13 protein-coding genes are annotated in these 14,134 nt (G+C 62.5%); 1 reads left to right on the top strand and 12 read right to left on the bottom strand.

The window, feature by feature from the left end:
- Nucleotides 1-6: 6 nt before the first annotated feature.
- The 11 genes from LC060_RS12095 to LC060_RS12045 all read right to left on the bottom strand — a co-directional run bounded on the left by LC060_RS12095 (nt 7) and on the right by LC060_RS12045 (nt 9,756).
- On the bottom strand, nt 7-1,374 hold the full coding sequence (locus tag LC060_RS12095; RefSeq protein ID WP_413465112.1) for an alginate export family protein: 1,368 nt from the start codon (nt 1,372-1,374) through the stop codon (nt 7-9).
- Nucleotides 1,367-1,798, bottom strand: coding sequence for a DoxX family protein (locus LC060_RS12090; protein ID WP_226635896.1), 432 nt, complete (start codon nt 1,796-1,798; stop codon nt 1,367-1,369). Before LC060_RS12090 ends, LC060_RS12095 begins: the two co-directional genes overlap by 8 nt.
- Nucleotides 1,795-2,694 (bottom strand): glyoxalase, encoded by a 900-nt coding sequence (locus LC060_RS12085; protein ID WP_226635894.1) that lies wholly within the window; start codon nt 2,692-2,694, stop codon nt 1,795-1,797. The genes LC060_RS12090 and LC060_RS12085 overlap by 4 nt, the downstream gene beginning before the upstream one ends.
- Before the next feature lie 183 nt (nt 2,695-2,877).
- Nucleotides 2,878-4,728, bottom strand: coding sequence for an amidohydrolase (locus LC060_RS12080; RefSeq protein ID WP_226635892.1), 1,851 nt, complete (start codon nt 4,726-4,728; stop codon nt 2,878-2,880).
- A gap of 95 nt (nt 4,729-4,823) precedes the next feature.
- A complete protein-coding gene (locus tag LC060_RS12075) occupies nt 4,824-5,087 on the bottom strand; it encodes a DUF1427 family protein (protein WP_226635890.1) in 264 nt (87 codons plus the stop codon).
- A 104-nt stretch (nt 5,088-5,191) separates the two neighbouring features.
- Nucleotides 5,192-6,028 (bottom strand): alpha/beta fold hydrolase, encoded by an 837-nt coding sequence (locus tag LC060_RS12070; protein ID WP_226635888.1) that lies wholly within the window; start codon nt 6,026-6,028, stop codon nt 5,192-5,194.
- A gap of 83 nt (nt 6,029-6,111) precedes the next feature.
- Nucleotides 6,112-6,771 (bottom strand): hydrolase, encoded by a 660-nt coding sequence (locus LC060_RS12065; RefSeq protein WP_226635886.1) that lies wholly within the window; start codon nt 6,769-6,771, stop codon nt 6,112-6,114.
- 265 nt (nt 6,772-7,036) lie between these two features.
- Nucleotides 7,037-7,699 (bottom strand): response regulator transcription factor, encoded by a 663-nt coding sequence (locus LC060_RS12060; RefSeq protein ID WP_226635884.1) that lies wholly within the window; start codon nt 7,697-7,699, stop codon nt 7,037-7,039.
- A 50-nt stretch (nt 7,700-7,749) separates the two neighbouring features.
- Nucleotides 7,750-8,334 carry a hypothetical protein gene (locus tag LC060_RS12055; protein WP_226635882.1) on the bottom strand — a complete coding sequence of 195 codons (585 nt, stop codon included), beginning with the start codon at nt 8,332-8,334 and terminating at the stop codon, nt 7,750-7,752.
- Between the two features lie 154 nt (nt 8,335-8,488).
- Nucleotides 8,489-9,064 (bottom strand): TMEM175 family protein, encoded by a 576-nt coding sequence (locus LC060_RS12050; protein WP_226635880.1) that lies wholly within the window; start codon nt 9,062-9,064, stop codon nt 8,489-8,491.
- Entirely contained in the window at nt 9,061-9,756 is a 696-nt protein-coding gene (locus LC060_RS12045) for a helix-turn-helix domain-containing protein (RefSeq protein WP_226635878.1), read from the bottom strand. The genes LC060_RS12050 and LC060_RS12045 overlap by 4 nt, the downstream gene beginning before the upstream one ends.
- Nucleotides 9,757-10,015: 259 nt before the next feature.
- Between LC060_RS12045 and LC060_RS12040 the strand changes: the two genes are divergently transcribed.
- Nucleotides 10,016-12,862 carry a two-component regulator propeller domain-containing protein gene (locus LC060_RS12040; RefSeq protein ID WP_226635876.1) on the top strand — a complete coding sequence of 949 codons (2,847 nt, stop codon included), beginning with the start codon at nt 10,016-10,018 and terminating at the stop codon, nt 12,860-12,862.
- 20 nt (nt 12,863-12,882) lie between these two features.
- On the opposite strand, the gene LC060_RS12035 is transcribed toward LC060_RS12040, so the two are convergent.
- Nucleotides 12,883-13,581, bottom strand: a complete 699-nt coding sequence (locus LC060_RS12035) for a pirin family protein (protein WP_226635874.1) — start codon at nt 13,579-13,581, stop codon at nt 12,883-12,885.
- Between the last annotated feature and the right edge of the window lie 553 nt (nt 13,582-14,134).

Here is a 14,134-nt window from a genome sequence, read left to right as displayed (position 1 = left end):
AACGGGTCAGAAGCGAAAATTGCTTTCGAGGCCAAACATCCGGATGGCGCGGGCACGTCCCGTCTCGCGGATGAAGGGCCCTGCGGAAAAACTGGAAACCGAGGCGGACAGCTCCAGTTCGGCCGTCGCCTGCCACGAAATCCCGGCCTCGACTTCGGTGCCAATGTAGCGGGCATGGCTGGCTCCGGGCGCACGCACCAGATTTCCAGGAATGTCGTAGATGCCGTCCGCGGTCGAATAGCGCCAATAGGCGGCCGCCCCGAGACTGGCGGAAAGCTTGGGGGAAAGGCTGAGGCCAAGGACCGGCTGCAGATTGACGATATTGTAGGGGCCAACCGGCGAGAGCTCGCCGAAATACTTGCCCTTGGGAAAGAGCGCGTTGAACGTGCCAAGCTGTCCGTCGCGCGCATTGCCGTCGCCGCTCACCACATTGGCGCGCAGTGTCAGGTCAGGCTTCATCGGAAGGGCCGGGAAGCTGCGGCCCAGCTCGTTGCCCAGCGTCCAGGCCGAGATCGACCCGCCAGCGAACCGCCCGAACTGGTAGACACCCTCGATGTTCCAGTGCCAGTCGTCGCGATTACCATGCCAGCGCGCGCCCAGACTATGGCGCGTCTCCCGCCCGGATCGTGCGCCCCAGCTTGCCGCGTCATTGCGGTATCCCAGATAGTAGAGGTCGAGATCGGGAAGCGAGGCATAGAGCCCCCACAAGGTCTCGTCCGATGATGTGCGGTCGTCGAAATTTCCAGTTCCGGGTCGCACCGGGCGTAGCGCAAGCGCAGCGATGTCCGCCGTGCCTAGCTGCGTATCAAGGCGCAGGCCGTCGAAGGCCAGCGGCACATTGGGACCATAGCGGGTGCCGACCAGGCGTTCGGTACCGAGCGAGACCATCTGGCGTCCGGCCCGGGCCCGAAATGACCCATAATCGGCCTCGACGAAGCCCTGGAGAATGTCGATGCCGGTCTCGTCGACCGGGCCCGAAGCGGGAGCCACGCCGATCGATGTGGCCAGAATGGGCTGCGCGAACGCGCGCCAGTGCCTCAGGTGCAGATCCGCATAGGGCAGCGCGCGGAGCCAGACGTAGCCGTCGTCGGGAGCGGGCGCATCGCCCCACAAGTTGTTGGCGAAGTCTTCGGAACGGGCGCGCAGCTCGATCCCGGTCGACAGCCAGTCCTCGTCGTTTCCCAGCGGAACGTATTTGAAGGGGCCGGTCCAGTGGTGGCTGCGCTTTTGCGCATCGGACAGGTCCGACCAGTCTTCGTCGGCCCGGGTAATGGTCAGCGTCGGTGCCTGCCACGCCTCGTGGGGATCGGCATGGGCCGCGTTCGCGGCGCAGAGCGCGCCGAAGACGCCGCCCACGAGGACGATCCTACGCACGCCGCCGTTCCCGTTCGGCGACCAGCGCGGCCATGACGAAGCCGCCGATGAGGCCAAGATGCTCGAAGAAGGCGTTCGTGGCGGCGAAGCGCTCGGGTCCCGGCTCCATGCCCCAGAAGGCATTGGCGGCGATCGCGGCGAGAAGCGTGAAGACACCGAGCATGCCCGCGCCCAGCCAGACGAGCCGTCCCCACAGGATCAGGATCGGTCCGATCAGTTCGACCGCGATCGTCAGCGCGGCCCATACGGCGGGCGGGTTCATCCCGAAGTGCGCCTGTTCGGCAACCGCAGATGGAAAGTCGGTCAGCTTGATCAGCCCGCCGACAAGGTAGGCCCCGACCAGCGCCAGCCTGGCAAGAAACCAGGTCGGACGCCAGTCGAGAATCGCATCGACGAAGCGCGGATCGCGGGTCGTGTCGATCATGATCCGATCTTCTGATGGATTTCCGCGATGTAGCCGCCTGGAAAACGCACGATCGCGCTCTCGCGATGGCTCACCGTGAACGGGGCGACCAGCGTTTCGACACCGGCCGCCGAAGCCTTTGCCAGCGTATCGGCCAGATTGCCGACGACATAGCCGGTCATGTCGCGGCCATAGGGCCAGGGCAGTTGCCCGTCGGAGACGTAGACGACCATGTCGCCATAGCCACTGGTGATCTCGACGCGGCGGATCGTCTTGCCGGGCTCGCCGATTTCCGAGCCGTCACCGGCCTTCTCGTCCGATACGATCTTGCCGTGCGCATAGCCGGTCCAGGCGGAGATGAATGTGTCGGCCGCATCGCTGGTCAGGTAGATGCGGTTTTCGGGCACGGTCTTGAGCGGGGCATAGTCCGGCTTGGCGGTGTGCCAGTAGATCTGCATGTTGACCCCGCCGGGCCACTGCACCAGCGCGTCGCGGCCAATGGGATCGGGAAACGTGGCCAGGCGGCGCACGGCGCCATGCTTTACCGCCGAGGCGACGGCGGCGTCGATGTCGGTGACGAGATAGCCGCTGCGCTCGTCGCCGAAGGGGTAGGGAATCGGCGTCTTGAAGCCGAAGACCGACACCGTGCCGGCCGGAGTGAGGACAAGTTGCGATTTGGTGAGACTCTTTGTCGGCGTGACCTGAAATTCGCCCTCTTTGCTGGTCTTGCCCCCGAACGTGGCAACGAAGCTGGCAACGAAGGTGTCGAACTGGGCTTCGGGCACGTAGACGTGGGTGGTGTCGTACTGCGGGCCGACGGCGTAGTCGGCCGTGGGGGCCGACTTGGCGAGCGCCGGGACGGTCATGGGGCTCGAGGCGATGACCGCGGCAGCGAGCAGAAAAGTGATGCGCTTCATCTTTGCGGGCTCCTTCGGGTGCGCGTGCGGTGTTCCAGCGCCCGAAGTTACGTCGGGCGGGAACCAGCCTGGTGTAGAGCTTAGTCAAACTTCGATCGATCCGAATAAAATCGATCGAATTTTTCTAAATAGTTGAAATGCAGGAAGACCCTTCGGATAGGATAGCGAAAGGGCCTCCTCCGGTCAGACGGCCCAGCAGCCGCAGCCGAGCGCGCCCCAGAATGACTGGACGTCGGCGGCCGGGATATTGGCCCCGAGCGCGGCGGCGTGGTCATGGCCATGCACGCCGCAGCCACTGGCGCACCCGCAGGCTGAGGCCAACTTCTGCTTCGCCTCGGGGGTTTGATAGTATCCACCGAAGGTCGCGACGGGCGACCAGTCGGGCATAGCGCGCGGAAGTTCGGGGGCAAGCGGCGCAAAGTCGCCCTCGCCGTGGACCACCTTGCCGCCAAGGATCGTCAGCACCGAACGGATGTGGACGATGTCGTGCGCGGGAACTTCGAAATAATCGTCCGAGAGCAGCGCGAGGTCGGCGAGCTGTCCGGCCTTGATCTGCCCCTTCTTGCCCACTTCGTTCGAAAACCAGGTGTTCTCGTGCGTCCACATTGCGAGCGCCTTTTCACGGCTGACGCGGTTGTCGCCGCGGTAGAGCGAAAGACCGCCCACGGTGCGCCCGGTAACCAGCCACGAGAGCGAGACCCAGGGGTTGTAGCTGGCGACGCGCGTCGCATCGGTACCCGCGCCCACCGGGATGCCGGCGGCGATCATGCGCGCGATCGGCGGGGTCCGCTCGGCGGCTTTCGCGCCATAGCGTTCGACGAAGTATTCGCCCTGATAGGCCATGCGGTGCTGCACCGCGATGCCCCCGCCCAGCGCGGCAATGCGATCGATGTTGCGGTCCGAAATCGTCTCGGCGTGGTCGAAGAACCAGTTGATGCCCTCGAGCGGGATGTCGCGGTTGACCTTCTCGTAGACGTCGAGCGCGCGGCCGATGGTTTCATCGTAAGTCGCGTGAAGGCGCCAGGGCCAGCGGTTCTCGGCGAGAAGACGGATGACGGGCTCGAGATCGCCCTCCATTTCGGGCGCCATGTCTGGGCGGGGCTGGCGGAAATCCTCAAAGTCGGCGGCGGAATAGACCAGCATTTCGCCCGCGCCGTTGTGGCGGTAGGTGTCGTCGCCCTGGCCCGGCTTCACCTGCTTTGCCCATCCGGTAAAGTCGGCCAGTTCCTCCTTGGGCTTCTGGGTGAACAGGTTGTAACTGATGCGGACTGTGAGCTGGCCGTCGGCGTGAAGCTTCTCGATGATCTCGTAGTCGTCGGGATAGTTCTGCGCGCCGCCTCCCGCATCGATGACGCCGGTCACCCCCAAGGCGTTGACCTCGCGCATGAAGTGGCGGGTGGAATTGAGCTGGTATTCGGGCGGCAGCTTGGGCCCCTTGGCCAGTGTCGAATAAAGGATCGTCGCGTTGGGATGCGCCAGCAGCAGGCCGGTGGGATTGCCCTGCGCATCGCGCACGATCTCGCCGCCCGGCGGGTTAGGCGTGTCCTTGGTGTAGCCCACCACGCGCAACGCGGCGGCGTTGAGCAGGGCACGGTCGTAGAGGTGGAGGATGAACACCGGCGTATCGGGTGCGACGGCGTTCAGTTCCTCGATGGTGGGCAGGCGCTTTTCGGCAAACTGGTGTTCGGTGAAGCCGCCGACCACGCGCACCCACTGCGGCGCGGGCGTGTTGTCGACTTGCTTCCTGAGCATCGCCATCGCTTCGGAAAGGCTGGTCACGCCGTCCCAGCGCAGCTCCATGTTGAAGTTCAACCCGCCGCGGATGATGTGCATGTGGCTGTCGATCAGGCCCGGGATCAGGCGATGACCCTTCGCGTCGATCACCGTGGCATCAGGGCCTGCAGCTTCGCGTGCCTCCTGCTCGCTGCCCACGGTCAGGAACGTGCCACCGCGGATGGCCACGGCTTGTGCCACCGGGTTCTCGCGATCGAGGGTCGTCACCTTGGCGTTGATGATGATCGTGTCGTTGGCCATGGCCTTAATGTCCTTGGTTCGACCCGTTCGGGCCGTGAGTGATGTTGGCAGCAGTGACGTGGCAGCCGCTCCCAGCAGGGTTTGGCGACGGGTTATCATGCGTCGCGCGTGTCGTGCGCGTCGTGCGCGTCACCCGGAAGCCGCCCGAGCACGTGATCGCGACATTCGGTCATGACGAACTCGGCAACATCGTCTTTCGTCATGATACGCTGCGCCAGAGGAATGATCTGTTCGCCAAGAAGGATGCCGAGCAGACCGGCCAGCGCAATCATCGGTGGTGCGGGCGAACGTACGCCAAGGAGGCTGTAGACAACGCCGACCAGCAACCCGGCGGCAATCGAGAGTAGGTAGGCTTTCATGTCTGGTCTCCTCGGCGCACGTGCTCCGCTCTGGGTGTCCCTTGGTCCAGGCGATCCGTGCAGGGTCCACAAAGATGGCAAACGCCGGGACGTAGCCGTCCGGATCAGGCCTTCACGAAGGACAGGAGGTCCGGGTTGACGATCCCGGCGTTCACGGTGAGCATGCCGTGCGAGAGGCCTTCGTAGATCTTGAGCGTTGCAGCGGGCAGGATTTCCGCCTGCAACACACCGGCATTCCTGTAGGGGACGACCTGATCGTCATCGCCATGCAGGACGAGGGTGGGCACGCTCATCGCTTTCAGATCGGCGGTCTGATCGGTTTCCGAAAAAGCCTTGATGCCTTCGTAATGCGCCTTGGCGCTGCCCATCATGCCTTGGCGCCACCAGTTGGCGATCACGCCCTCGATGGGTTCGACACCTTCACGATTGAAGCCGTAAAAGGGGCCAGTCGGCACGTCACGAAAGAACTGGGCTCGGTTCGCCGCAAGCCCTGTGCGAAAACCGTCGAAGACCTCGATCGGAAGACCGCCCGGATAAGCCTCGGTCCTGAGCATGATCGGCGGCACGGCGGCCACCAGAACGGCCTTGGCGACGCGGCCCTGTGGGATGCCGTAGCGCGCGACATAGGCCGCCACTTCACCGCCACCGGTCGAATGGCCGATATGGACCGCATTGCGCAAGTCGAGGTGCTCCATCACGGCCGCGGCATCAGCGGCGTAATGGTCCATGTCGTGGCCATCGCTCACTTGCGCCGAACGGCCGTGGCCACGCCGGTCATGGGCGATGACGCGGTAGCCTTCGTTGAGGAAGAACAGCATCTGTGCATCCCAGTCGTCCGACGAGAGCGGCCAGCCGTGGTGGAAGACTATGGGCTGGGCGTCCTTTGGACCCCAGTCCTTGAAGAAGATATCGACACCGTCCTTGGTGGTTACGTAAGCCATTGTGCTGCTCCTTCGAACCGAAGAGGAAGTGGGGCCGCCAGCCGGGGAGGGGGCGTAGGCGCTGGCGACCCCGAGGGAGACGGTCAGTGACCGCCTTCGGAAGCCCCGAACATCGTCTTGGCGTACTTGATGCCAAGGCCGTAGGCGCCGCCCCACTTGGCCGCGATGCCGGTGGTGCTGTCATAGGTTTCGGTCCGGGCCCAGTCGCGCTGCAGTTCGAGCAGGTACTGGAGCGAGGTCATCGGCACAGCGCCAAGCTGGATCATGCGCTCCACCGCACGCTCGTGCGCTTCGGTGGCAATATCGCCGCAGGCATCGGTGATGACATAGGCCTCGAAGCCCTGGTCGATCGCCGAGGCGACCGGCCCCACGATGCAGACCGAGGTCCACAGGCCGGCAAAGACGATGCGCTTCTGGCCGATGCGGTTGATCTCGGCGATCACCGCTTCGTCTTCCCAGGTGTTCATCGACGTACGATCGAGCAGTTCCTGCCCCGGGAAGGCATCGGTGATCTCGTCGAACATCGGGCCGGAGAAGCTCTTCTCGGCAACGGTAGTGAGGATGGTCGGCACGTCGAACGACTTGGCGCCGCGCGAAATCAGTGCTGCGTTATTGCGCAGGAGTTCTGGGGCAATCGACTTGGTCGCAAAGCTCATCTGCGACTGGAAGTCGATCAGGACCAGCGTGTGATTGCTCGGCGAGATGAGGGATTTGCCAGGGGTTGCAGTAGCGGTGATGGTCATGGCTGTTCCTTGCTTGATGTGCGTTTTTCGCTTCCGGTGACGCCACGATATGCGGGACTGATATTTCCATCCATCCGCATAAAATTATCGACAGCGTTCGAAAAAATAGAAAAGACTGACGAAGTCAGGCGCCAGGCCGCAGGTGTCACCCAAGCCGTCTGCTCCCGACGGGCAGCAAAATAGGCGCTGTGACGTGCAGCGTCTTGCATGGGAGTGATGGCTTTGTGACGTTCCGGACGCGAACCCGCCCGGGCCGAGGCCGCGCCTAGAGTTCGATCAGCCCGCGGGTGATGGCAATGGTCACCGCATGCGTGCGATCGGTAGCCTCGAGCTTCGCGAAGATCGACTTCATGTACCCCTTGACCGTTTCTTCCGAAAGAGTCAGCGCGTTTGCAATCTGGCGATTGGACTTGCCCCTTGAAGCCAGCGTCAAGACTTCGGTTTCACGCTCGCTCAAAGGTTCGTCTAGAACATGTGTTGCGATTGCGGTGGCAACGGCGGCATCCAGGTGCTTGCCGCCGAGATGAACCGAACGGATCGCATCGAGCAGTTGCTTGCGAAGTGTGGCCTTGAGCAGGTAGCCTACCGCTCCCGCCCGCAACGCCTTGATCGCACGCGCATCACCGGAGTACGTCGTGAGAACGATGATACGGGCTTGCGGATCGTTCGCCCGGATCGCGCTGATCGCTTCGAGCCCCTGGATTTCCGCCATCTGAAGATCCATTAGGACCACATCGGGACGGACCCGGGCATACTCCTCGATCGCCCCGGCGCCATCGTCGGCTTCACCTACGACAACCATGTCCTCCTGCGTCGCGAGAACGGCTCGAACGCCTTCGCGAAGCAGGACGTGGTCATCCACCAGAAGTATACGAATCGGCGCTGACTGCTTTGTCCGAAGGTGGCTGGAGTGAGAACCGATTGACATATGCTCGACCTAAATGTGGCGCGCAGATAAGTCCATCGCGGACCCGAAGCTCAGTTCGTCCATTCGGCCAGTTCCCGGCGCATGGCCTCTCTTGCGGCTTCAGCATGGGCATTGGGATCATCGACAACCCATTCGAGAATGGCGCATCGCATGATCGCGGGATGAGCATTGATTGCCCGCAGCATCCCTGCCATGACTTCGCGGGCGACGCGCGTAATGAGCTCGGAGGATTGATCCGATAAGGGCAGCTTGAGCATATAGCCCACGTCGCAGCGCCCAAGCTTCAAAGCCGAACGCATTGCCATTTCACTCAGGATGCCCATGCCGCGTGGGTCAAGCTTCGCCAGTTCGCCCATCCCGAGAGCGAGAATCGAGCAGGCCAGGAAAGGAGGCGGCAGCCGATCAAGGACCAGCGTCTCGCCAAATTGTCCAAGGAAAAGACCGCCCTCCCGCAACTGAACCAGAGTACGTTGGAGCGCAGTATCCAGTCTTGCCGTAATGTCGTCCGCAGGATCAGGAGCGGCCGGCATTCCTACGATCAGCAACTCGACGTCGGTCAGCAGTGCGTCGATCGGGCGGGCCGTGAAGTGTACTGCGCGATAGGTCCCAATCTCACCCGATCCACTGTTGTCCATGCGCTCTTTCCCTCGCCGAAGCGCTGCATTGACCAGGGTGGCCTGCGCGCCTCAACAAGGACAAGGATAACTGCGCCAGTTTGCGAGGTCGCGAATAAGGCTGATACGAATTGGACAGGGCTGCGCCATAGTGGCCGCAATGCCGGTTCAGGCGTCAGCCCTGTATAGAGCGCGCAAGCCGGCGGTCCGGCACCAGCCACAGCGCGATGACAAGGATATAAAGCGATAGCGCGATCCAGCGGCTCACGAAGCTCAGCGGCACCGCGATGGCATAGATGGCAAGCGTTCCCCAGCCTTTCGCATCCATGCCGATGGCCTGTGCGAGTATCGACTGGACACCGTTACACGCGATTATTGCCCTTTCGAGCAGGAAGAAGCCGATCGCCGCTCCGCCCAGCACAATTCCGTAGGCAGCCGTTGCGCCGACCGAGTAGGAACTTGCATCGAGCCAGCGGATCACGAACGGCACGAGGCTCAGCCAGAACAGGAGAAAATGGTTCGCCCAAAGCACCTTGCCATCAATGCGCGGAGCAAGCTGGAAGAGATGGTGATGGTTGTTCCAATAAAGCCCGACGTTGATGAAGCTCAGGCTATAGGCAACGAGTAGTGGCAGTGCCTGGGCAAGATCCGTCAGCGAGCCCCCACCGGGAACGTGCAATTCGAGCACCATGATGGTGATCACGATCGCGATCACGCCATCTGTCAACGATTCCAGCCTGCGCGCGTTCATGCCGGCGCTCCGACCGCTTGGGCGCGCGTGTGCTCAGTTTGCCAGCATCGCCGCCATACTAGCGGCGTAGTGCCGACCATGCGCTTGAACAGCCGCGTCAGATGGGCCTGGTCGGCGAGACCGCACGCGCTGGCGATCTGCGAAAGGGTGTCGTTCGTCTCCAGCATCAGGCGCTGTGCGCGCCGTACCCTCTGGCGCATGATGTAGCTGTGAGGCGTCTCGCCAATCGTCGTCTTGAATGCACGGAAGAAGTGCCCGGTGCTGAGGTTGGCTTGGCCGGCGAGGTCTTCTGCCTTGATATTCGTCGCAAGGTTCATGTCGATATGCTGGACGACTTTGCGCGCCTGCCAGGCGGCCAGTCCTCCGCTTGGCGGGGGCTGGTGCGCGGGCGATGCGCAGATCAACTGCGGTCCGTCGGCAGTCCTGTCGCATGCGAGGCGGATCAAGGATCCGACCTGCTCGATATACTCCCAGGCGATTTGAGGATCGTCGTGCAAGGCCTGTTGCGCTTCAACGAGCAAGGCCAGCATCCGCGACGTTTCGGCTATGCCGCTCGGCCCATCGGCTTGCAGCGTTGCGTCCCAACCGGCAGCTCTCGACGAAGCGGGCGACGGCAACGCAAGCGTCCCCGGCTCCGGATGGGAACGTTCGTGCGCCATTGAGGCGAGACGGGGGCGCAGCGATTGAAACATGGTGGCACGATATTGCTCTGCAGCAATTGGGTTAAGCCCCGATAGGGGGGCGGGACGTGCCCTCCAAAGAGGCTTGCGAAACGCCCCGCTCGCCCCGATAGACACAGGTTGGTCCACTTGCCGGGCACGGCTAATTCGAGACTTGGCACCGGTGTCCTCTTCAAACCTCTCCCTAGTGTCCGTTGGCCGGAGATTCCTTCTGGGACTTCTCCTGCTGTCTATCGCATCGCCGGGCTGGACTCTTGATCCCGATCGTAACGTGGACCAGCTTCATCATACCGGGTGGACCTTGCGGGACGGCGCGCCGGGTAATATCCGCGCCCTGGCGCAAGGACCGGATGGTTTCCTTTGGCTGGGGACGTCGACGGGTCTCTATCGCTTCGATGGCGTCCGTTTCGAGCAGATCAGGCCCGATCGGGAGGATCGAGGGCGCTCACTCCAGGTCACTGCCTTGCTGGCCGCGGGCAATGGCGAGATCTGGGTCGGCTATGACTTCGGGGGCATCGGCATCTATCACGAGGGTCACCTGCGTGACGCCAATCCCTGGCCGCCCGAAGGCGGGGTGGCCGCGATCGTGCAAGCCCGTGACGGATCGATCTGGGTGGCCAGCGAAGTGCGCGGGGCCATGCAACTCGCGCGTAGCAAGGCGGGTCGCTGGACGCGCTTTAACAGCAGCCGAGGCCTGGTCGACGGCCTCATGGGTCCGATCCTGGCGACCCGCGACGGTGCGATCTACGCCGCGTTGCCACCGTCGCTACTCCGCGTTGAGCGGGGCGGATCGCGCCTGCTGCGCAGTACTGGTCAGATCGAAAGCTTTGCCGCGATGGCGCAGGATCGCCATGGAACAATCTGGCTTGCCGATGACGGGGGGCTGCGCCGGATGGACGGCAAAGGCCCCCAGGCAAAGGTGGGCCATGTCGGTACGCCGTATGTGACGCGGCATATGCTGATAGACCATGACGGCAGCATCTGGATCACAGGGCAGGACAACGGCCTGGTCCGCTATCGGAACCGGAATGGCCAACTAACCGGCGAAACGCCCAATGCCATGACCGCGAAGCTTTCTTTGTCAGTCCTTGAGGATCATGAAGGAAATGTCTGGGTCGGAACGGCCACCGGGCTGGACCGCTTCGCACCGGCAACGATGATGGCCGCCACGGGGACGCCCCAACCCGTGACCGGGTTCGTCAGCGACCCGCGGTCACCGTTTGTCTTTTTCGCCGGAATGGATGGTGTCTATCGTATCAGCCATCGTGATGGCGTGCCGCATCTGGTGTTTGCCCAGCGGGATATCGGGGTCTTGTGCGGCAGTCCGGAGCGTATGCTGGCAATCAGCCTCGAAGGTGCGACCATGCTCGAACTCGAACCGGATGGGACGGTCAGGCAGGTTCGCAAAATTGCTGGGCCACTGTCAGTCAGCTGCGCCCAGGACAAGAACGGTACCTTCTGGACGGGCATGGACCGGCTGTACCGGGTTGGTGAGAACAGGTTGATCGAAGCCGGGCCTCCGGGCGGGACCATAACCCTCTTGAGGGCCGATCCTGGAGGAGGGCTGTTGGCTGCGCGCAGTCGCACCGGACTGCTCGAACGCGATGCACGTGGCACACGAATTCGGGTGCCGGGCAAGGCGTTCACGATCGGCACGATCACCACACTGACACCGGCTCGGGAGGGACTGCTTATCGGCGGACAAAAGGGCCTCGCTCTCCTCGCGAACGGCACGATGACGCAACTGTCCGAACGAATGTACCCCTTTCTCGCCGGACTGACCGGTGTGCTTCAGACGGGCGATGGATGGACCTGGATGATCGGTGCCACGGGGGTCGGGCGCGTGAAGGACGAGGCGCTCGCCAAGGCCTTCCGCAAGCCCGGCACCCCAGTCGCCTTCCAGAACATTGGCCAGGAAAGCGATTATCGGGCCCGTTCCAACGTCTTTGAATCGAACGACATTGCCCGCGACGCAAGTGGAACGCTCTGGTTCGTGACCGACAGGGGGATCGGTTGGGTCGAACCCTCGCGCCTTGTCCGCAATCGCACCGTGCCGCCCGTATCGATCCTGTCGTTGAACGCCGAAGGCCGCGGCTATCCGCTTTCGGGGAAGGAACCGGTGCGCTTGCCTCCCAACATCGGCAGGGTCGAGGTCCGGTATACGGCACTCAGCCTGACGGACGCGGCGACAAACCAGTTCCGGTATCGTCTCACCGGGGGCGATGGGACCTGGTACGATGCGGGAACGGGGCGGCAGGCGCTGTTCACGAACCTCGCTCCCGGACGTTATGAATTCCAGGTCATCGCGGCCAACAATGCAGGCGTGTGGAATAGCGAAGGGGCACGGCTTAGCTTCGAGGTCGCACCTGCGTTTTACCAGTCAAGCTGGTTTCTCATCCTCGGCGCGGTCCTCGTCATGGCGGCGATCTGGCTCTTCTACCGCAGACGACTGGCGATCATCACCGAGCGTGCGCGCAGCCGTGTGGAGGTGCAACTGGCCGAACGCGAGCGCATCGCCCGGGAACTGCACGATACCTTGCTTCAAGGCTTCCAGGGCCTGATGCTCCGTTTCCAGGCCGTCGTCGAACTGCTGCCACGGGGCGACAAGGCGCGCGCGGAAATGGAGAACGCGCTGGACCGGGCGGACAGCGTACTTCTGGAAAGCCGCGAACGTGTCCATTCCATGCGCCAGGACCTGCTGCCGGTGGAATTGACCGAGCGTCTCTCCGTCCTGGCCGATGACATCCTCCCGTCAACGATCGCGTGGGATCTCGAAACGACCGGCCTTGCCCGCCTGATCAGCGCGCCTGTGGCCGATGAAGTCATCATCATCATGCGCGAAGCCTTGAGCAATACGGTGCGCCATGCCCAAGCAAGCCATGTCGCGTTGCGTATTCGCTATAGCTCGGACGAAGTCATCGTTTCCATTCGAGACGATGGTAAGGGCCTGTCCCGCTCTGTTCTCGAGGCCGGGGCAAGAGAAGGTCACTATGGTCTGGTTGGAATGCGAGAACGCACGCGAAGGCTCTCCGGAACCTTGGATATCTCGAATACCGGACAGGGCGGAACGGCAATCACGCTCGCCGTCCCGGCGGACATTGCGTATAGAACCGTGTGATCTCCAGGCGGGACCTTCTTTTACGGCAAATCAATCAGCAACACTTCGCAGTCTGTATCCGCTTCAAGCGCTAGGATGTGCTCCTGAGTCAGGGCGGCGCCATCGCCCATTCGAAGCTCCGTGCCATTCAAACCGATAATGCCGCTGATGACCTGCACCCAATAGCCGCGCTGCGGGTCAAGCGAGCGGGTGAGGCTTGTGCCTTCATCAAGGCATGCCAGTTCCAGAATTACGTCTTGATGGATCGATAATGAACCCTCGCGCCCATCCTCGCTGATCAGGACGCAAAAGCGGTTGTGTCGCCCACGCGGATCGAAGCTGCGCTGCTCGTAGGACGGCGCAAGGCCTGCCTTCGAAGGGTGGATCCATATTTGCAGAATATGGGTGCGGCTGTCCGCCGAGGGATTGCGTTCGGAATGGCGCACGCCCGTGCCCGCGCTCATGCGCTGCACTTCTCCTGCACGGATCCGTGTTTCATTGCCCAGATCGTCGCGATGGAGAACAGTACCGTCCAGCACCAGGGTTATGATTTCCATGTCCTGGTGGGCATGTTCGGCGAAGCCTCCTCCGGGAATGATACAATCCTCGTTGAGAACCCGAAGCGCACGAAAGGCCATGTTCTTCGGGTCTATATAATCGCCGAAAGAGAAACTGTGGCGTGCGTCGACTTCGGCGCCTGAATGACGGCCACGAGCACCTCTGTCGCGAAAGGTTATCATAATTTGTCTCCAAGAGGCCGCCAGAACCGGCCGCCGCGAAGCACCTTCTTAGGCCCGTCCAGGTCTTGCGATCAGACCGATATTTTCGCCGAGCGAATTCGATGAATTCGAAAAGTTGCGACTTCAACCGCCCGCCCCGTCTTAGCGAATAATAGCCTCGTAAGGTGAAACCGGTCGGTCTGCTCCCTGGCGCGCCAAATCCGGCCCTGAACGACCAACTTGGGCGCATTCGGGCTGACCACTCACATCGGGACGCACTCACCCTTGGGCTTTCGTACGACGGCGAAGCGCGGTCGTTGGTTTGCGGAGAGCCTGGCAGCAGAAACTGAACACGCGGTCTGATATTGCGCCCCGCGTGCTCTGAAAATGCCTGTGCTGGTGTCGCGCCAATTCATCTGCTTTCTGGAAGAGCGTTCTCAACTGGTAGTATTCATTTATATTTTCCTGTGTCATGTTGGGCGCGCCATGCGTTCTTCCGCCACCTTTTATCTCGCTGTGAGCTGGGCGCTGCTCAGTGCTCACCTAGCACCTGCGTCAGCCGTCGCCTCTCACA

It is taken from the genome of Novosphingobium profundi (assembly GCF_020524485.1).
GTDB classification, from domain to species: Bacteria; Pseudomonadota; Alphaproteobacteria; order Sphingomonadales; family Sphingomonadaceae; genus Novosphingobium; species Novosphingobium profundi_A.
This window is presented reverse-complemented; position numbering and strand designations above follow the sequence as displayed.